Below are 17,919 nucleotides of genomic sequence, written 5' to 3'. Positions count from 1 at the left end.
CTCAAAACAAAACCTAAAGCGCGGCGGTTCATCCTGCTCTCATTGCGCTTTAGCGCGTAAGCCGCGCCACCAGCTCCACATGCGGCGTGTGCCGGAACTGGTCGACCGGCACCACCGCCTCCAGCCGATAGCCGCCGTCGATCAGCAGTCGCGCATCGCGGGCAAAGGTCGCGACGTTGCAGGACACGGCGATCACGACAGGCACCTTGCTAGCGGCGAGCTTCAGCGCCTGGGCCTGCGCGCCCTGGCGCGGCGGGTCGAACACCACCGCGTCGAAGTCGCGCAGCTCCGGCGGGACCAGGGGACGGCGGAACAGGTCGCGTGGCTCGGCTTTGATTGGCTTCAGGCCGGGCGTGCGCGCCGCTTTCGCGAGCGCGGCGATCGCGCCGGCGTCGCTGTCATAGGCAGTGACGCGGGCCTTCTCGGCGAGCCTCAACGCAAACGGGCCGACGCCGCAGAAGAGGTCGAGAACTTCCTTGGCCTTGCCGACGCGCTCGGCGACGAGCGCCGCCAGCGTCTCTTCGCCCGCGACCGTCGCCTGCAGGAACGAGCCCGGCGGCAGCGTCACCTCCGCGCGGCCCATCTTCACCGTCGGCGGCAGGCGTTGCAGCACCAGCTCGCCATGCCGCGTCAGTCGTGCCAAGCGGTGCTGATCGGCGACGCGCGACAGCGCCGTGACCAGCGGCGTCGGCAGCGGGCCGGAGCCGCGCACGTCGATATCGAGGCCGTTGGCCGTGGCGGTGACCTGGATGTCGAGCGGTTTCGTCACCGGCATCTTGGACGTCAGCGGCTCGGCGAGCGCCCAGGCGGCATCGAGCGCGCCGGCGAGCGCGGGATCAAGGATGGGGCAGCGATGGATCGGAATGACGTCGTGCGAGCTCGCCGCGGAGAAGCCGACCTTGAGGATGTCATGCGTGCCGAACCGGCCGTGCAGCGTGATGCGTCTGCGCCCCGCGCCGTGCGCATCGACCAGCGGCGCCACTTCGCAATCCACGCCGGCCTGCGCCAGCGTCTCGACCACGATGCCGCGCTTCCAGGCGCGATAGGGCTCGGCCGCCCAATGCTGGATGGCGCAGCCGCCGCAGACGCCGAAATGCGGGCAGAACGGCTCGATGCGCTCGGGGCTTGCGACGTCCACCGCGAGCAGCTTGCGGCGATCGGGATGATGGCCTGCGGCGTGATCGACCTCGACGGTCTCGCCTCGAAGCGTATAGGGCACATAGATCGCTTCGCCCGTCGCCAGCGAGACGCCGTCGCCGCGATGGCCGACGTGATCGATCGTCAGGCGCTCAACCACGCCGCGCGCCCAGGAAGAATTCGATGTTGCCGTCACCCCCCGTGATCGATGACGGAAACACATCGATGTCGGTGCAGCCGAGCGAGGCCGCGAACGCTGCGATGTCGTCACAGATCTCCCGGTGCACGACGGTGTCGCGGATGATGCCTTTCTTGTTGTGCTTCCGGTCGGCCTCGAATTGCGGCTTGATCAGCGCCAGCAGGCTCATGGGCGCCGCTGCCAGCGACAGCGCCACCGGCAGCACCGCCTTGAGCGAAATGAAGCTGACGTCGATGACGACGATATCGGGCCGCGCCGGCAGGCGCTTGCCTTCGTAGGACCGGATGTCGGTCTCCTCCATCGACACGATCTTGGGATGATCGCGCAGCGAGGGATGCAACTGGCTGGTGCCGACGTCGATGGCGAACACCAGGCTGGCCCCGTTCGCCAGCAGCACCTCGGTGAAGCCGCCGGTGGAGGCGCCGACGTCGAGGCAGACATGATCCTCGATTTCAATCGGGTAATGCTCGAGCGCGCCAGCGAGCTTGACGCCGCCGCGGGAAACATAGGGGTGGGCCGGCTCGGCCTGGATCACCGCGTCCTCGGCGATCGTCTCCGATGGCTTGGTCACCTGCTTGTCATCGGCCGTGACCAGCCCGGCCTCGATCGCCGCGCGCGCCCGCGCCCGGCTTTCGAACAGGCCGCGCTCGACCAGCAATACGTCCGCGCGCTTGCGGGGAGTGGACATTACGCTCTCATGGGCACGACTGAGCTGCTTATGTAGCGATCAATCGCGCAGCCGCCATCCGGACGCAAGCCTCGAACGCGGCGAGATCGTGCCAGACATCGATTGGCATCTCGGCCGGCGTCACCAGCGGGCAGCCATGCCGCTCCAGCGCATGGATCATCATGAGGTTGTCGACCAGGCCGAAATCCTCGACCGTCAGTCCCTGCGCATCGACCAGCCGTCCATCCTCGGAGGCGACCTCCATAAAACGGCCGACGCGGTCGGCATAGGCGGCGCCATCATTGGAATAGGCGAGGCAGAATTTACGCCGCCCGGCCATGTAGCCGAGTTCGTAGACGGTACCGGGATCGGCGCCTGCGCCGCGGAACGGGGTGAGATTGGCGATGATGGCATCGGCCTCGTTCATCATCGCCTCGTTGCCACAAAAGATCTGCCGCGAAGCGTCGGGCGCAGTGAGGTCGATCGCGTTGTCGAGCGGATAGAGGCCGGTGAGACCGTGAGCCGTGCAGATATCGATCTTGCGGCGGCCGATCTCGATCGCGTCCGGCAGGAACACGTCGGGGCCTGCAAGATAGATTTTCATGGGATCAAAGCCCGAAAATCATGGATCGAGACCCGAGCCGCGGGGCGTGCTCTGCTCCCTCCCCCGCTTGCGGGGAAGGACTGGGGAGAGGGTGTCTCCTCGATCGAGAACCCCCGAGAGGAAAGAGCCCTCACGCGACGCTTCGCGTCGACCGCTCCCGCAAACGGGAGAGGTGAACATCAAGCCAGCTTGACCGTCTCGGCCTTGACGTCCTTGCCGAGCGCTTCGAACACCTTGGCGACGATGCCCTTGGCGTCGAGACCGGCGCGGGCGTACATCGCGGCGGGCGTGTCGTGATCCAGGAACACGTCGGGCAGCACCATCGAGCGGAACTTGACCATGCCGGTGTCCAGCACGCCCTGATCGGTCAGGAACTGGGCGACATGCGAGCCAAAGCCGCCGATCGAGCCTTCTTCGATCGTGATCAGGATCTCATGGTCGCGGGCGAGCTTGAGCACCAGCTCGGTGTCGAGCGGCTTCATGAAGCGCGCATCCGCAATCGAGGTCGACAGGCCGTGGGCTGCGAGCTCGTCGGCCGCCTTCTCGCATTCGGCGAGGCGCGTGCCGAACGAGAGCAGGGCGATCTTGCTGCCCTGGCGGATCATGCGGCCCTTGCCGATTTCGAGCGGAATGCCGACTTCGGGCATCTCGATGCCGCGGCCTTCGCCGCGCGGATAGCGCAACGAGCTCGGACGGTCATCGATCGCGACCTGCGTCGCCACCATATGCACGAGCTCGGCCTCGTCCGCCGCCGCCATGATCACCATGTTTGGCAGGCAGCCGAGATAGGCGTTGTCGAACGAGCCGGCATGGGTCGCGCCGTCGGCGCCGACCAGGCCTGCGCGGTCGATGGCGAAGCGGACGGGCAGGCTCTGAATTGCGACGTCATGCACGATCTGGTCGTAGCCGCGCTGGAGGAAGGTCGAGTAGATCGCGCAGAACGGCTTGTAGCCTTCGGTCGCAAGACCGGCGGCGAACGTCACCGCATGCTGCTCGGCGATGCCGACGTCGAAGGTGCGGTCGGGGAACGCCTTGTTGAAGATGTCGACGCCGGTGCCCGACGGCATGGCCGCGGTGATGGCTACGATCTTGTCGTCCTTCTGCGCTTCCTTGACGAGGCTCTGGCCGAACACGTTCTGGTAGGCCGGCGCGTTCGGCTTGGCTTTGGCCTGCGTGCCGGTCGCGACGTCGAACTTGACGACGGCATGGTACTTGTCGGCGGACGCTTCCGCCGGGCCATAGCCCTTGCCCTTCTGCGTCACCACGTGGACCAGGATCGGTCCCTCCTCCATGTCGCGCACGTTCTTCAGCACGGGCAGAAGGTGATCGAGATTGTGACCGTCGATCGGGCCGACGTAATAGAAGCCGAGCTCCTCGAACAGCGTGCCGCCATCCATCATGAAGCCGCGGGAGTACTCCTCGACACGGTTGGCGCGGTTGGCGATGATCTTGGGCAGGCGCTTGTTGATCTGCTTGGCCGCATCGCGCAGCGTGCGATAGGTCTTGCCGGAGTAGAGGCGCGACAGATAGGCGCTCATGGCGCCGACCGGCGGCGCGATCGACATGTCGTTGTCGTTGAGGATGACGATCAGGCGCGAGTTCATCGCACCGGCATTGTTCATGGCCTCGTAGGCCATGCCCGCCGACATCGCGCCATCACCGATCACGGCGATCACGTTGTTCTTGCCGCCGGAGAGATCGCGTGCCACGGCCATGCCGAGGCCGGCCGAGATCGAGGTCGAGGAATGCGCCGCGCCGAACGGATCGTAATCGCTCTCGCTGCGCTTGGTGAAGCCGGACAGGCCGCCGCCGGTGCGCAGCGTGCGGATGCGGTCGCGCCGGCCGGTGAGGATCTTGTGCGGATAGGCCTGATGGCCGACGTCCCAGATCAGCCGGTCGCGCGGCGTGTCGAAGACGTAATGGATCGCGGTCGTGAGTTCGACGACGCCGAGACCCGCGCCGAAGTGACCCCCGGTCACCGAGACGGCATCGATGGTCTCCTGCCGCAGCTCGTCGGCGACCTGGCGAACCTGCTCGATCTTCAGCTTGCGCAGGTCTTCCGGCGTCCGGATGGTGTCGAGAAGCGGCGTTTTACTGTATGCGTTCACGGCGATTTCCAATTTGTCAGCGCCGGAAGGTCATTCCGGTGCGCGATGGGTTTGCTCAATATCGGCGCAGCGCGAGTCCTCAAACCGTCGGAGCCACCTGCATGGGGCAAGGCCCCGTCTTCAGCTTAGGTAAGCTTAAGTGCGCTCCGGTTCAGTCTCTGTGATCCCTGTCACTTAGATCGGCTTCGCCCGTCTCAGCCCATTTCTTTAGCAGTTTGAAGCCCTTGTCGTCGGTAATCGATGCCCACGCAAGGCTTACAAAAAGCCACACTCCGCGCAGCTTTACACCAAACCTTTGGCCAAAGCCAACCCGCTGGGCCGATTGGGGGTATGCAGATGCAACCGGCGGGCCGGAGTGGTTAACTGCGGCCCGTGACGCAGGGTTCCGGGCCTGCCGGGTCCTTCGCGGGCTTTTTTGGCCAGAATCGGGTCTTTTTGGTCTCTCAGGGTAGGAATCTGGTACCGGCCGCACCGGTTGGAACCGTCACGTTCGTGGAACGGCGAGGGTGCGATCACGAAAGGTGCAGCTACGCTCCAACCTGCCCTGTTACAGGGCCGACCGGGTCAGAAACCGTGGGGAAGCCTTTGGCTTATTGGACGTCGAGCGGCGCGGTGCCGGTGGCCTGGCCGCTGGCATCGGTGGTGATCTTGTCGACGCGCGCCTCGGCCTGCCGCAGTAGATCCTCGCAGCGGCGCTTCAGGGCCTCGCCGCGCTCATAGATCGTCACGGATTCCTCGAGCGGCACCTTGCCGTCTTCGAGCCGCTTCACGATCGTTTCGAGTTCCTCGATCGCGCGCTCGAAGGTGAGCCTGGAGACGTCGATTTGGGTATTTTCGGCCATATCCGTTTCCGATTGCCCGGTTCGCTTCACATGAGAAAAAGCAGACTTTTGCGGGCTTAATGTGGCGGGTGCGTCATGCGCCCATCAGGGCACCGACATGCGCCGTAACAGATTCTTTCAGTCCTTGCAGGTCATAGCCGCCCTCGAGCACCGAAACAATGCGGCCTCCTGCGGTCTTGTCGGCGAGGTCCATCAGCTTGCGCGTCACCCAGGAATAGTCCTCGGCGCGCAGGTTCAGCGAGGCGAGCGGGTCGCGGTAATGCGCGTCGAAACCTGCTGAGATGATGAGCAGCTCGGGGCTGAATTTTTCGAGCTGCGGCAGGATCAAATGCTCGAACGCGGAACGGAATTCCGGCCCGCCGTCCTCCGACGCGAGCGGCGCATTGACGATGGTGTCGTGGTCGCCGCGCTCGCTCTTGGCTCCGGTACCCGGGAACAGTGGCATCTGGTGCGTCGAGCAGTACATCACGGTCGGGTCCGACCAGAAGATGTCCTGCGTGCCGTTGCCGTGATGCACGTCGAAATCGACGATCGCCGCGCGCTTGATGCCGTATTTGCGCTGCGCATGGCGCGCCGCGATAGCGACATTGTCGAAGAAGCAGAAGCCCATCGGCTTGCCGATCTCGGCGTGATGTCCGGGCGGGCGCACCGCGACGAAGGCGTTGCGATGCTGGCCCGTCATCACGGCTTCGGTTGCCGCGACCGCGCCGCCGACGCCGCGCATCACCGCTTCCCACGTGCCCGGCGACATCGAGGTGTCGCCGTCGATGTAGACTTGGCCGCTGGTCGGCGCGATGTGGCGCAACTCGGTGACGTAATGCTCGTTGTGGCACAGCGTGACCAGATCGAGATCGCCCTCCGGGGCCTGGTCGCGCACCAGAAACTGGAAACGCTCGTGCGACAGCGCTTCCTCCACCGCGCGCAGGCGATCCGGCCTTTCAGGATGTCCCGGCGGCGTGACGTGGTCGAGGCAGGCCTTGTGGGAGAGGAGAAGCGTGCTCATCAGGTCGGCCTCATGGGATGCGGGCTCTTGGCGTCGCTTGGCGCATCCGGCGCCAAAACGCAAATGCAAAACCCAAATCTAGGCGTTTGGGCGGCAACGGCAATGGGCCGTCCCGGGCCGTCCCGTTCGATCCGGATCAATTCACGCGCAGGATGCGGGTAGGCGGCAGCGGTCCAATCGGCCCATGCGCTCGGAAGAACGCGAACAGCGCGTCCGCGTCGTAACCGCCATATTGTGGCGCGGTGCCCTGTTTGGCGACGGTAAAGCCGTCGCCGCCGACGGCGAGGTAATCGTTGAGGGTGACGCGGTAGCCGCTTCCAGGTTCGATCGGCCTGCCGCCGAGACTCATCCTGTCGGTGATCACGCGCTCGCCTAATGGCTTCGCCGCATCCCAGGCATAGCTGAACCCGTTCGACACCTGGAGGATCCGTGGCCGCTTCGGGTCCAACCATTGCTGCTCGAGCAAGTCCTTGAGCAGGCGGCCCGTGAGCGTCATGGTGACGAGGCGGTTGCGAAACGGTTGGCTGGCGAAGACATCGCCGAACGTGATCGCGCCATTCTCCTTGGGAACGATGTCGGTGCGGATGCCGCCGGGATTGGTGAGCGCGATCACGGCGCCGCCGTCCTTGGCATCGCGGGTTGCAAGCAATTGCGCATCGGCAATGACGTCGCCGAGCGCGCTTTCGCCGGCCTCGTTCGGAATGCGCGACAGCGTCTGGGTCACCGATCCGGCCGGCCGGTTGGCGATTGGCGCCGACAGCTTGTCGTAGGCCTCGATCAGCGCGGTCTGATCCGGATCTTTCGCAAGCGAGGCATTGGCGACGACGACGTTCTCGGCCCTGGCGCTGACGATGTCGCGGCTTGCGGGATCGAGCTTGAGATCGATCGCGGTGACCAGCGTGCCGTATTTGTCGCCGCTGGTGACGAGGCGTCCATCGATATCGCAGACATAGGCGCGGTGGGTGTGGCCGCTGACGACGATGTCGACGGCCCGGTCGAATTTCTTCACGATGTCGACGATCGGACCCGAGATGCCGGGACATTCGTTGTAGTCGCCGGTGGGCTCGCCGCCTTCGTGGATCAGCACGACGATCGCTTCCACCCCACGCGCCTTCAATTGCGGCACGAGCGCATTGACTGTCTCGGCTTCGTCGCGAAATTCGAGACCGGCGATGCCGGCGGGCGAGACGATGCCGGCGGTGCCCTTCAGCGTCAGTCCGATGAAGCCGACGGGAACGCCGTCGAACTCCCTGATCTCGTACGGCGGCAGCACGCTGTTGCCGGTGGCGGTCTCGATGGTCGAGGCCGCGAGATAGTGGAATTTGGCGCCCGTGAAGGGATGCGGCCCCTGGCAGCCGTCGACCGGATGGCAGCCGCCGTTCTGCATCCGCAAGAGCTCGGCCTTGCCCTCGTCGAATTCGTGATTGCCGATCGAACTGATCGCAAGACCCATCTTCGAGAGCGACTCGATTGAAGGCTCGTCGTGAAACATCGCCGACAGGAACGGGCTCGCGCCGATCAGATCGCCTGCGGCGACGAAGATCGTGTTCCTGTGTCCTTCGCGCAGCTGCTTCACCAGCGTCGCCATGTATTCGGCGCCGCCGGCCGCCACCATCACCTTCCTGGCCTTGTCCTCGGGATCATTGATGCGAATGCCCCCTGGCGAAGGCCGCAGATTGCCGTGGAAATCGTTGATCGCGAGGATGCGCAGCTCGACCGGGGCTGCGGTCTCGGCTGAGGCGGGGAGGGTGCTGGCGAGAGCGAGGGCGGCAAGGATGGATGGGTATCGCATGGAACAAGATTAGTCGGTCCGCACAAAGATTTCACGAAACTCTTTTGTTGAAGCACCGCGCCTGCCGCACGCTCCCGCCCGCCCCTTGAGGGAGCGGGTCGGCTCGCATGAAATGCGAACCGGGGCGGGGCGACAGACCATCCCGTGAGGAGGTGTTGGCGAGGTTCGTATCCCGGCGAGAGTCTTCGTGCGGCTCACCCTGCCCCGCGCTTCGCGCGAGCGACCCTCCTCCAGGGTCAGGGTGACAGCCGAGTGCTCGCCCTACCGCTTCTTCCTGTTCGCAAACCCATTGAACGCTGCAATCGCCTCTTCCGACTTGAGCCGCTCGCCGAACAAATGGGCTTCCTGGTCGATGCGGCGGGTCAACTCCTCCGGCGGGGCGCGCAGCAGTCTGCGCGAGGTCGCGACCGCCTCGGCCGGCAGCCGGCAGATCTCGCGCGCCACCTTGCGTGCCTCGACCTCGGTGTGTCCGGGCGAGACCACGGTGTTGACGAAACCTGCGGCATGCGCCTCCGCGGCGGAAAAAGTCCGCCCCATCACCAGCATCGCGAAGGCGCGCTGGTAGCCCATCGTGTTCGGCACCAGCAGGCTGGCCGCGCCGACCGGGACGAGCCCGAGATGGATGTAGGGCGCGGAGAAGGTCGCAGCGTTCGAGGCGAGCACATAGTCGCAGTGGAACAGCATCACGGTGCCGATCCCGATCGAGACGCCGTCGACGGCCGCGATGATCGGCTTGGCATTGAGGGCGAGCGAATAGAGAAACTTGGCCCCGTTCGACAGCATTTCGGGGTGCGAGGCGTCGGCCTTCAGGAAATCCTCGATATCGTCGCCGGCGGTGAACACGCCGGAGCCACCGGTGATGATCATGCAGCGGATATCAGGGTTGTTCTGCGCGGTGTCGATCGCGCGGCTCATCTCCTGATACATGTGCTGCGTGATCGCGTTCTTCTTGCTCGGACGACGCAGGGTGATTACGCGCGTTCCACGCTCTTCGGTGACGACGATATTGCCATTCGGCATGAGAGCCCCCTGCGGTCGCCGCGGCGCTTGCCTTCGGCGTGTCTCACGAAGGGTCAGCCTACATCATCTTGCAGGCCTGCCAATGCGCTGCTCAAGCTTTTCGATACCGATCTTGTGTCGTCAGCACAGGCCGCGCGCCGCATCGCTCGTTACGCGCTGTCGCGCGTTACAACATTGGGATACAATGTTTCATTTGAAGAACTGCTGGTTGTGGGGCATGATCGGGCCTGGTGCCGTTTCCTTTGATTGATTGCTCGATCAATGATTGCCGCAGCTGCTGTCGCTGACCGGCAGCATCGGCTTCCGTTCCGCGATGCTGGCGGTCACGCTCGCGATGATGCGGCTGGTGTTGCCGGTGGTCGTGACGTTCATCGGTCGGCCCGCCGGGACCTCGCTGGCATCGGCCGACCGGACGTCCATCCGGTGGCGATGCGGTCGCGCCGAGCCACTCGCGAGCCAAGGGAAGGCCCTCGTCAAAAACGCGGTGTCGTCCCGACGAAGGCCGGGACAGATTGGTTGTGGGGCAGGCAGCAGCCGCCGCCTTCTACCCCAGCAGCACCGCATCCGCCGCCGCAACCGATTCCGCGCTCTCCGTCACCGTGCGCTCGAGCGAAGGCGCCTGCACGGTGATGTTCTCTGCGAAGAAGCGGGCGAGCGAGACGTAGCGGGCGGCGTCCGTGATGCCGTCGGCCTTGGCGGCGAGCGCTTCGGAGGCCAGCATGCAGCCGCCGAGCGTGGCGCCGAACTGCTGCAAATAGGGCGTAGCTCCCGCAAGCGCCTCGTTCGGTGCGGACGCAGCCCGCTCCAAAAGCCATTTGCTGGTGCGCGTCAGCGCCTCCAGCGCCTCGCGCAGCTTGGTGCCCGTGGTGCCGAAGCTGGGATCGTTGGAGGCCTCGACCTGGCTGACGGTGGCCGAGAGCTCGTCGAGCAGCGTCCATACCGAGGCGCCGCCATTGGCCGCGAGCTTGCGCATGACGAGGTCGATCGCCTGGATGCCGTTGGTGCCTTCGTAGATCGCGGTGATGCGGGAATCGCGATAATGCTGCGCAGCGCCGGTCTCCTCGATGAAGCCCATGCCGCCATGAACCTGCACGCCGAGATAGGCGACCTCGTTGCCGATGTCGGTGGAATAACCCTTGGCGATCGGCGTCAGCAGCGCCGCGCGTGCGGCCGCATCGGCCCGCACCTTCGCGTCCTTGGCGCGGTTGGACACGTCGATGGCGACCGCGGTCGCATAGCAGATGGTGCGCGCGGCGGCGGTCTGCGCCCGCATTCGCATCAGCATGCGCTTGACGTCGGGATGGACGAAGATCGCATCCGCGCCGTCGCCCTTGTTGCCGACCGCGCGGCCCTGCTTGCGCTCCTGGGCGTAGGACAGCGCCTGCTGGTAGGCGCGATCGGCGAGCCCGACGCCCTCCAGGCCGACGCCGAGGCGGGCCTGGTTCATCATCGTGAACATGCAGCGCATGCCCTGGTTCTCTTCGCCGATCAGGAAACCGATCGCCCCGCCGTGATCGCCCATGGTCATGGTGCAGGTCGGCGAAGCATGGATGCCGAGCTTGTGCTCGACGCCGCTCGCATAGATGTCGTTGCGCTGCCCCAGCGAGCCGTCTTCGTTGACCATGAACTTCGGCACGAGGAACAGCGAGATTCCCTTGGTGCCGGCGGGCGCGTCAGGCAGGCGCGCGAGCACGAAATGCACGATGTTGTCGGTCATGTCGTGCTCGCCATAGGTGATGAAGATCTTCGTCCCCTTGATGCGATAGGTGCCGTCGGCCTGCCGCTCGGCGCGGGTGCGCAGCGCGCCAACGTCGGAGCCGGCCTGCGGCTCGGTGAGCTGCATCGTGCCGGTCCATTCGCCGGAGACGAGCTTCTCGAGATAGATCTTTTTCAGCTCGTCGCTGCCATGCGCCTCCAGCGCCTCGATCGCGGAGGCCGTCAGCAGCGGGCAGAGGCCGAAGGCGATATTGGCGGCGCTCCAGATCTCGGTGCAGGCGGCGTTGATCGCGAGTGGCAGGCCCTGGCCGCCAAAGCCTTCCGGGCCCGAGACGGCGTTCCAGCCGCCCTCGGTCCAACGCTTGTAGGCATCCGGCCAGCCCGGCGCGGTCGTGACCTTGCCCTCGCTCAGCTTGATGCCGTGCTCGTCGCCGACGCGGTTGAGCGGCGCCAGCACGTCGGACGCGAACTTCCCCGCTTCCTCCAGCACGGCCGCGACAATGTCGGCGTCGAAATCGCCGTAATGGCCGGCCGCCACGGCGGCCTTGAGGCCCGCGCCGTGGTTGAGCGACAGCAGCATGTCAGAGATCGGCGCGCGGTAGGTCATGGCTCACTCCCGTGGACAAATATTGGTGCCGTATTCCCATGAAACGGGGGCGGTCTCAATGGCCGGGAGGGATGGCGCTGGCTGGCGGGACCCGGCGGTTGTCGGGCCTCTTAATAGAGTAGAGCGAGACACGGATGCTTCGGCCGGTCTTCCCAGGCCGCGGTATTTTGCCCCTCCAGGCGGTTGAAATGCCGCCCCGCTCCCTATAGACCGGCTGCGACCCGAGGGAATCTGCGGTAGCCAGTTCTTCCGCCGGCCCCCGGTCGCCAGTTGGGGCGTAGCCAAGCGGTAAGGCAGCGGATTTTGATTCCGCCATTCGGAGGTTCGATCCCTCCCGCCCCAGCCAGAAGCTCCGCTTGATCCGATCCTGCCCCGCTGCGTGGATCAACGAGCGGCGAACCGGTGTTCGGCAAGTCCCTGCGCGATGCGTGAATGGCAAGCAGATGGCCGGCTTCGGACTCCCGGTCCAATTGCATGGGGTCGAGGAATTTTCTTGCGGTGGTGATGAACATGGTGGTCAGGTCACGACCGCCGAAGCAAACGCATGTCGGATTGGTCACGGGGAGGGGAATGATCGTGTCGATCCGGCCGTCCGGCCGATAGCGCACGATCCGGCCGCCGGAGAAGAACGCGGTCCAGAGCCCGCCATTGACGTCGACGCAGGCGCCGTCCGGTCGCTCTTTCGAGGCGGTATAGTCTGCGAACAGTCTTCTGTTGCCGATCACGCCATCATCAAGGTCGAAGTCGAACTGCCAGGTGCAGTATCGCCGCGTATCGGTGAAGTAGAGCGTGCGATTGTCCGGCGAAAACGCAACTCCGTTGCTGACGATGACGCCCGCGAACATCGGCGTGGCTGCACTGCCGTCGACGCGATAGAGCGAGCCGTTCGGCCGGTGCAGATCATTGTCCATCGTCCCGATCCACAGGCGGCCGCGCGCATCGACCCGTCCGTCGTTGAGCCGATTGTCGCGTCCCGTCTCGACTTCGCAGAAGCGGCTCGATCGCCGGCTTGCAGCATCGTAGCGAAACAGCCCCAGATCCTGCGCGAGGATGTGCGAGCCGTCCGACACCAGCGCCTGGCTTCCGAGAAACCGGCAATTGTGGCGAGTTGTCCGGTGAGCACCGGTCGACGGATCGAACGATTGATGAAGCTGGCGGTCGATATCGATCCACCACAGCTTGTTTAAGCGGCTGCACCACAAGGGCGTCTCGCCCAGCACGTCGCCGGCCGGCACCGCGGTTTGCACCTTGTCGGCAGCGATGATCCTCGCCGTCACCGTGCGCTCCTTCAGCGCAGCGCGCTGTTGGCGAGCGCATCGGCAACACAGTTGTTGACATGCGCGCAGAGCACCTTCTGCGCCGTCTCGGCGTCGCGCTTCAGCGCGCATTCCAGCAGTGCCCTGTGCTGCTCGGCCGGCTCGGCGCCACGATAGCGGAAAGCCACCATCTGGTAGCGGAAGTATTTGTCGAAGACGAGGCTGTGCGTTTCCATCAGCAGGCGCGACCCGCAATTCGAGATCAGCGCCTGGTGAAACTCGCCATCATAGCGCTTCCATTGCTCCGGCTCGCCGATCCCCGAGTCCATCAGCCGCTCCGTCGAGGCGAGCTTGTGATGGGCCGAGACGATGCGTCCCTCCCATTCGACGTCGGCGCTGGCGAAAGAGATCGCCATGGCGTGCGACTCCAGCAAAAGCCGCAAGCCGGCGAGCTCGCGCAGATTATCGGCGGACACCCCGGCAACTTCGAAGCCGCGCTTGCCTTCTGCGGCCACGAAGCCTTCCGCCGCCAGCCGGCTCAGGATCTCGCGCAGCGTGCTGACGCTCACGCCATAGCTCTCGCGCAGCGCTTCGAGCCTGAGCCGATGGGCTGGCTTCAGCCGTCCGAAAACGATGTCAGCTCGGATTCTGCGATAGCAGTCCTCGCCGATCGCTGATTCCTCTTTATCAATCAAGGGCATCGTCCGGTCTCCCATGCAAGTATATGATAATTCGAAATTCATATGATGAAAGTGATTTCATACTTTGACTCCGATAATACCCTATGTTTATGCTCCCCAATAAGCCGCGGCCTCAGATCGCGGCGTGATCGAGGGAGGTGGGCATGCAGAGGAAAATGCTGGGCTGGGCCGTCATCGCGGTGGGGGCAGTTCTCGCCGTGCTACCTGCGGTTGCGCAGGTGCAGGAGCGGACGATCCGCTGGGGGCACCTCAACAACACCGACCACCCCGTCAGCCTCGGCGTGCAGAAATTTGCCGAGGTCCTGGCCGCCAAGAGCGGGGGCAAGCTGAAGATTCGCGAATTTGCCGCGTCCCAGCTCGGAAACGAATTGCAGCAGCAATCGGCCGTCCGCGGCGGCACCCAGGAAATCTTCTCGGCGTCGACCACCTCGCTCGCCAGCGTCGTCAAGGATCTTGGCCTGTTCGATTTCCCCTTCAGCGTCGCCACCTTCGACCAGGCGACCGCACTTGCCGATGGACCGTTCGGCAAGACGATGATGGACCTCCTGCCCGAGAAGGACCTGATCGCGCTCGGCTATTGGGGGCTGGGCTTCCGCAACGTCACCAACAGCAGAGGGCCGGTGGCGAAGCTCGAAGATCTCGCCGGCCTGAAGCTGCGTGTGATTCCGAACCCGGTCTATTTGGAGACCTTCAAGGCCTTCAAGGCCAACCCGGTGCCGATGGCGTTCGGCGAGCTCTACACCGCCCTCGAGAACAAGACGGTCGACGGTCAGGAAAATCCCTACAGCGTCATCCTGTCCAACAAATTCTACGAGGTGCAGAAATACGTCTCGGCGACCAACCACACGTTCACCCAGAACATCATCATCGTGAGCAAGAAGTTCTGGGACAAGCTCTCGCCCGAGGAGCAGAAGATGTTCCGCGACACCTACGCGGAGACGGTCCAGTATCAGCGCGAGCAGACCAAACTCGCCGCCGATCGGGCGCTCGGCGAGCTGAAGGCCAAGGGCATGCAGTTCAACGAGATCGCGCCGGCGGAATATGCGCGGATGCAGGAGGCGGTGAAGCCCGTCATCGAGAAGTTCTCCAGCGAATACGATCCGGGCAAGGTGAAGCTCTTCAACGCCGAGCTCGCGCGCATTCGCAGCGCGATCAAGTGACGAGGCGGTAGGTAAAGCGAATGGCAAAGGTCCTCGACGCTTATTGCGAGGTGTTGAAGGCAGCGGTCGCCGTTTGCCTTGCTGCGATGGTCGTGCTCGTTTTCAGCAACGTGGTGCTGCGCTACATCTTCAATTCGGGTATCGCGGTATCCGAGGAGCTGTCGCGCTGGCTCCTGGTGTGGCTGACCTTTCTCGGCGCCATCGTCGCACTGCGCCAGCACGCACATCTCGGCGTCGATACGCTCGTGCGTGCGCTGCCGCCGCGAGGCAGGATTCTCTGCTTCGTGGTCAGCTACCTCCTGATGCTCTATGCCGATTGGCTGCTGACGCTCGGAAGCTGGAAGCAAGCCGTTCTGACCTTCGGCGACACCGCGCCGGCGTCGGGTATCTCGGTCGGGCTTTTCTTCTACTCGTCCGGGCTCGTCTTCGGCGTCTCGGCGGCCACCATTCTCGCTTACGATCTCTTCCAGGTCGTCACCGGCGCGGCGAGCGGCGAAGACCTCATTGCCGTGAAGGAAAGCGACGGGCACAGCTGAGCTCCGCAAGCCCTGTTCTCGGCCGGATTGCACCATGACGATTGTCGTCTTCACAGTCTCGCTCCTCGGCGCCATGGCGCTGGGCATGCCGATCGCGTTTGCGCTGATCGTCTGCGGCATCGCCTTGATGCACTTCCTCGACATATTCGACTCCCAGATCGTCGCGCAGAACATCATCAACGGCGCTGACAGTTTCCCGCTGATGGCGGTACCGTTCTTCATGCTTGCCGGCGAAATCATGAACAAGGGCGGGCTTGCCAGGCGAATCGTGGACATCGCGTTCGCGGTCGTCGGCCACGTGCGGGGCGGGCTCGGCTATGTCGCGATCCTGGCATCCTGCGCGCTCGCCTCGCTGTCCGGATCGGCGGCGGCGGATGCTGCGGCGCTGGCCGCCCTGCTGGTCCCGATGATGGTCGCGGCAGGCCACAAGAAGATGTACGCGGCCGGGCTGGTCGCGGCGGGAGGGATCATCGCACCTGTCATCCCACCGAGCATCGGCTTCGTCTTGTTCGGTGTCGCCGGCGGCGTGTCGATCTCGAAGCTGTTTCTCGCCGGCATCGTGCCCGGGCTGCTGCTCGGCCTCGGCCTTTGTGTTGCGTGGTGGTGGGTCGCCCGTGACGAGAACATCGAAAGCCCGCCGCGCAAGTCCTTTCGTGAGATAGCGAAAGCGGTGTCCGACGGATTTTGGGCGCTGATGCTGCCGGTCATCATCGTCGTCGGTTTGCGTTTCGGCATTTTCACGCCGACCGAAGCGGCAGTCGTGGTGGCGGTCTATGCGTTATTCGTCGCCACCTGCATCTACCGGGAGCTGAAGCTCTCGCAGCTCTACGAGGTGATGGTCTCGGCGGCGCTCAGCACAAGCATCGTGATGTTTCTGGTCGCGGCAGCGCTGGTCTCGTCCTGGCTCATCACGGTAGCCGAGATCGCGACCCAGGTCGTCGATCTCGTGCACCCGTTCATGGGCAGCCCGACGCTGTTGATGCTCGCGATCATGATCCTCATCGTCATCGTCGGCACCGCGCTCGATATGGCGCCGACTATCCTGATCCTGACGCCGATCCTCATGCCGATCGTCAAGCAGGCCGGGATCGATCCAGTCTATTTTGGCGTGCTGTTCATCATCAACAATGCGATCGGCCTGATAACGCCGCCAGTGGGCGTCGTGCTGAACGTCGTCTGCGGCGTCTCGCGGATCAGCATGGAGGACGTCATCAAGGGCGTCTGGCCCTTCCTGATCGCGCAACTCGCCGTGTTGCTTCTGATGGTGCTTTTCCCCCAATTGGTCACGGAGCCGGCAAAATGGTTCGGTGGCTAGTCACATCCTGTCGAAAGGAGCGGCCCCATGGCCACCCGGATCATGATCCTGAACGGCCCCAATCTCAATTTCCTCGGCATCAGGGAGCCACACATCTATGGCTCAACGACGCTTGGCGAAATCGAGGCAAGCTGCCTGGAGCTCGCCGGGCTCCTTGATGTCTCGCTGTCGTTTCATCAATCGAATATCGAAGGTGAGCTCGTCGGCCTGATCCAATCGGCTCGTGGCAACGCGGATGCGATTATCATGAACCCGGCGGCGTTCTCGTTCACTTCGATTGCTTTGATCGATGCCTTGAAGATCTTCGATGGCCCCACGATCGAAGTGCACATCTCCAACATTCACGCCCGCGATGAGCTGCACCGGCATTCGATCACGTCCAGCGCGTCGACGGCCGTGATCTGCGGGCTTGGTCCTTACGGCTATATCGCCGCCATTCTGGCGGCCGTTCAGCGGCTCGGACGATTGCCCGATGGCGTTGTTCCGGCTGCATTGCACGGCTTGAAGCCGAGGAGCAAGGCGTAGAGCAGGGAGGAGCGGATGCGCGGCGCGGGATTTCTGGCAATCTGGAGCGATATCGCGTCTGAGGACCTGACAGATTATCGGCATTGGCTGACCCGCGAGCATACGACGGAACGTGTGACGACGCGGGGCTTTCTCGCCTGCCGTGTCTTCCGCGCGTTGCGCGCCGATATCAACCGCTTCTTCATCTTGTACGAGCTCGAAACGCCTGACGTCCTGGACGGTCCGGCCTATCTGGCGCGCCTCAATTCACCGACGCCCTGGTCGCGGCGCATCATGCCCCGGCTGGGCAATTTCGTTCGCGGCGGGGGCAATGTGACAGTTCGCGCCGGACGCGGCGAAGGCGGCACCGCGATGGTGCTGCGGATCGACCGGCCTCCGGACGATCCGGCAGGGTTTGCCAATGCCATTGCCGGTTGCGACGACGTGGTCGCCGTTCAGATCGGTGCGACGGATCAGGATCGGACCTCAGTTCCGACGGTCGAAAAGGGTATGCGGACGAGCGAAGGCATTTTTGCCGGCCTGCTGATGGTCGAGGCTCTCGACGAGACGGCGCTCCAGGCCGCTTGGCACAAGGCCGCCGAACTGGCGCCTGATGTCGTTGGCCGCCTTGGGAATCCGGAAATTTACCAAGGCATTTTCGCACTCGATGCGCGTATCGCGGATTTCAGCTGATGCGGTCGAGCGGGCGTTCGCAACCAACGGCCTGACACCAGGATGGATAGGCGATGGCG

15 protein-coding genes, 1 tRNA gene and 1 pseudogene are annotated in these 17,919 nt (G+C 64.3%); 6 read left to right on the top strand and 11 right to left on the bottom strand.

Annotation, left to right across the window (positions count from 1 at the left end):
- Positions 1-49: 49 nt before the first annotated feature.
- The 9 genes from IVB12_RS25605 to IVB12_RS25565 all read right to left on the bottom strand — a co-directional run bounded on the left by IVB12_RS25605 (position 50) and on the right by IVB12_RS25565 (position 11,695).
- Positions 50-1,297 (bottom strand): methyltransferase, encoded by a 1,248-nt coding sequence (locus tag IVB12_RS25605; RefSeq protein WP_247303198.1) that lies wholly within the window; start codon positions 1,295-1,297, stop codon positions 50-52.
- Positions 1,290-2,024 (bottom strand): TlyA family RNA methyltransferase, encoded by a 735-nt coding sequence (locus IVB12_RS25600; protein ID WP_247303196.1) that lies wholly within the window; start codon positions 2,022-2,024, stop codon positions 1,290-1,292. Before IVB12_RS25600 ends, IVB12_RS25605 begins: the two co-directional genes overlap by 8 nt.
- Before the next feature lie 28 nt (positions 2,025-2,052).
- Positions 2,053-2,607 carry a nucleoside 2-deoxyribosyltransferase gene (locus IVB12_RS25595; RefSeq protein ID WP_247303195.1) on the bottom strand — a complete coding sequence of 185 codons (555 nt, stop codon included), beginning with the start codon at positions 2,605-2,607 and terminating at the stop codon, positions 2,053-2,055.
- Between the two features lie 179 nt (positions 2,608-2,786).
- Complete coding sequence (gene dxs, locus IVB12_RS25590) at positions 2,787-4,715, bottom strand: 1-deoxy-D-xylulose-5-phosphate synthase (RefSeq protein ID WP_247279195.1); 1,929 nt, start codon at positions 4,713-4,715, stop codon at positions 2,787-2,789.
- 590 nt (positions 4,716-5,305) lie between these two features.
- A complete protein-coding gene (locus IVB12_RS25585; RefSeq protein ID WP_008551229.1) occupies positions 5,306-5,557 on the bottom strand; it encodes an exodeoxyribonuclease VII small subunit in 252 nt (83 codons plus the stop codon).
- A gap of 73 nt (positions 5,558-5,630) precedes the next feature.
- Positions 5,631-6,560 carry a histone deacetylase family protein gene (locus IVB12_RS25580; protein ID WP_247303194.1) on the bottom strand — a complete coding sequence of 310 codons (930 nt, stop codon included), beginning with the start codon at positions 6,558-6,560 and terminating at the stop codon, positions 5,631-5,633.
- 136 nt (positions 6,561-6,696) lie between these two features.
- Entirely contained in the window at positions 6,697-8,352 is a 1,656-nt protein-coding gene (locus IVB12_RS25575; RefSeq protein ID WP_247303193.1) for a bifunctional metallophosphatase/5'-nucleotidase, read from the bottom strand.
- 261 nt (positions 8,353-8,613) lie between these two features.
- On the bottom strand, positions 8,614-9,372 hold the full coding sequence (locus IVB12_RS25570; protein ID WP_247303192.1) for an enoyl-CoA hydratase-related protein: 759 nt from the start codon (positions 9,370-9,372) through the stop codon (positions 8,614-8,616).
- Positions 9,373-9,916: 544 nt separating this feature from the next.
- Positions 9,917-11,695 carry an acyl-CoA dehydrogenase gene (locus tag IVB12_RS25565; protein ID WP_247303191.1) on the bottom strand — a complete coding sequence of 593 codons (1,779 nt, stop codon included), beginning with the start codon at positions 11,693-11,695 and terminating at the stop codon, positions 9,917-9,919.
- 271 nt (positions 11,696-11,966) lie between these two features.
- Here IVB12_RS25565 and IVB12_RS25560 point away from each other — a divergent pair.
- A tRNA-Gln gene (locus IVB12_RS25560) sits at positions 11,967-12,041 on the top strand.
- A 205-nt stretch (positions 12,042-12,246) separates the two neighbouring features.
- On the opposite strand, the pseudogene IVB12_RS25555 reads toward IVB12_RS25560, so the two are convergent.
- Positions 12,247-13,083 (bottom strand): annotated as a pseudogene (locus IVB12_RS25555) (SMP-30/gluconolactonase/LRE family protein); the annotation flags it as partial.
- Positions 12,984-13,652 (bottom strand): GntR family transcriptional regulator, encoded by a 669-nt coding sequence (locus IVB12_RS25550; RefSeq protein ID WP_247303190.1) that lies wholly within the window; start codon positions 13,650-13,652, stop codon positions 12,984-12,986. The pseudogene IVB12_RS25555 and the gene IVB12_RS25550, both read right to left, overlap by 100 nt.
- A 143-nt stretch (positions 13,653-13,795) precedes the next feature.
- Between IVB12_RS25550 and IVB12_RS25545 the strand changes: the two genes are divergently transcribed.
- From IVB12_RS25545 to IVB12_RS25525, 5 genes are read left to right on the top strand one after another with little or no spacing between them, the layout of a single operon-like run.
- On the top strand, positions 13,796-14,812 hold the full coding sequence (locus IVB12_RS25545) for a TRAP transporter substrate-binding protein (RefSeq protein WP_247303189.1): 1,017 nt from the start codon (positions 13,796-13,798) through the stop codon (positions 14,810-14,812).
- Between the two features lie 20 nt (positions 14,813-14,832).
- Positions 14,833-15,348 carry a TRAP transporter small permease gene (locus IVB12_RS25540; protein ID WP_247303188.1) on the top strand — a complete coding sequence of 172 codons (516 nt, stop codon included), beginning with the start codon at positions 14,833-14,835 and terminating at the stop codon, positions 15,346-15,348.
- A 34-nt stretch (positions 15,349-15,382) separates the two neighbouring features.
- On the top strand, positions 15,383-16,663 hold the full coding sequence (locus IVB12_RS25535) for a TRAP transporter large permease subunit (protein WP_247303187.1): 1,281 nt from the start codon (positions 15,383-15,385) through the stop codon (positions 16,661-16,663).
- 27 nt (positions 16,664-16,690) lie between these two features.
- Positions 16,691-17,188, top strand: coding sequence for a type II 3-dehydroquinate dehydratase (locus IVB12_RS25530; RefSeq protein ID WP_247303186.1), 498 nt, complete (start codon positions 16,691-16,693; stop codon positions 17,186-17,188).
- Between the two features lie 15 nt (positions 17,189-17,203).
- The gene (locus tag IVB12_RS25525; RefSeq protein WP_247303185.1) at positions 17,204-17,860 is read left to right on the top strand and encodes a hypothetical protein; all 657 of its coding nucleotides are present in this window, start codon (positions 17,204-17,206) and stop codon (positions 17,858-17,860) included.
- Positions 17,861-17,919 lie beyond the last annotated feature (59 nt).

This window comes from Bradyrhizobium sp. 179, assembly GCF_023073535.1.
GTDB lineage: Bacteria > Pseudomonadota > Alphaproteobacteria > Rhizobiales > Xanthobacteraceae > Bradyrhizobium.
The sequence above is the reverse complement of the archived record's forward strand: the minus strand, read 5'-3'. Positions and strand labels throughout refer to the sequence as shown.

Bases quoted from the DNA above. Each gene is read 5' to 3' on its own strand.
- IVB12_RS25550 (WP_247303190.1), bottom strand. From the start codon at position 13,652: ATGCCCTTGATTGATAAAGAGGAATCAGCGATCGGCGAGGACTGCTAT.
- IVB12_RS25530 (WP_247303186.1), top strand. From the start codon at position 16,691: ATGGCCACCCGGATCATGATCCTGAACGGCCCCAATCTCAATTTCCTC.
- IVB12_RS25575 (WP_247303193.1), bottom strand. From the start codon at position 8,352: ATGCGATACCCATCCATCCTTGCCGCCCTCGCTCTCGCCAGCACCCTC.
- IVB12_RS25595 (WP_247303195.1), bottom strand. From the start codon at position 2,607: ATGAAAATCTATCTTGCAGGCCCCGACGTGTTCCTGCCGGACGCGATC.
- IVB12_RS25535 (WP_247303187.1), top strand. From the start codon at position 15,383: ATGACGATTGTCGTCTTCACAGTCTCGCTCCTCGGCGCCATGGCGCTG.
- IVB12_RS25525 (WP_247303185.1), top strand. From the start codon at position 17,204: ATGCGCGGCGCGGGATTTCTGGCAATCTGGAGCGATATCGCGTCTGAG.
- IVB12_RS25585 (WP_008551229.1), bottom strand. From the start codon at position 5,557: ATGGCCGAAAATACCCAAATCGACGTCTCCAGGCTCACCTTCGAGCGC.
- IVB12_RS25565 (WP_247303191.1), bottom strand. From the start codon at position 11,695: ATGACCTACCGCGCGCCGATCTCTGACATGCTGCTGTCGCTCAACCAC.
- IVB12_RS25580 (WP_247303194.1), bottom strand. From the start codon at position 6,560: ATGAGCACGCTTCTCCTCTCCCACAAGGCCTGCCTCGACCACGTCACG.
- IVB12_RS25545 (WP_247303189.1), top strand. From the start codon at position 13,796: ATGCAGAGGAAAATGCTGGGCTGGGCCGTCATCGCGGTGGGGGCAGTT.
- IVB12_RS25570 (WP_247303192.1), bottom strand. From the start codon at position 9,372: ATGCCGAATGGCAATATCGTCGTCACCGAAGAGCGTGGAACGCGCGTA.
- IVB12_RS25540 (WP_247303188.1), top strand. From the start codon at position 14,833: ATGGCAAAGGTCCTCGACGCTTATTGCGAGGTGTTGAAGGCAGCGGTC.
- IVB12_RS25600 (WP_247303196.1), bottom strand. From the start codon at position 2,024: ATGTCCACTCCCCGCAAGCGCGCGGACGTATTGCTGGTCGAGCGCGGC.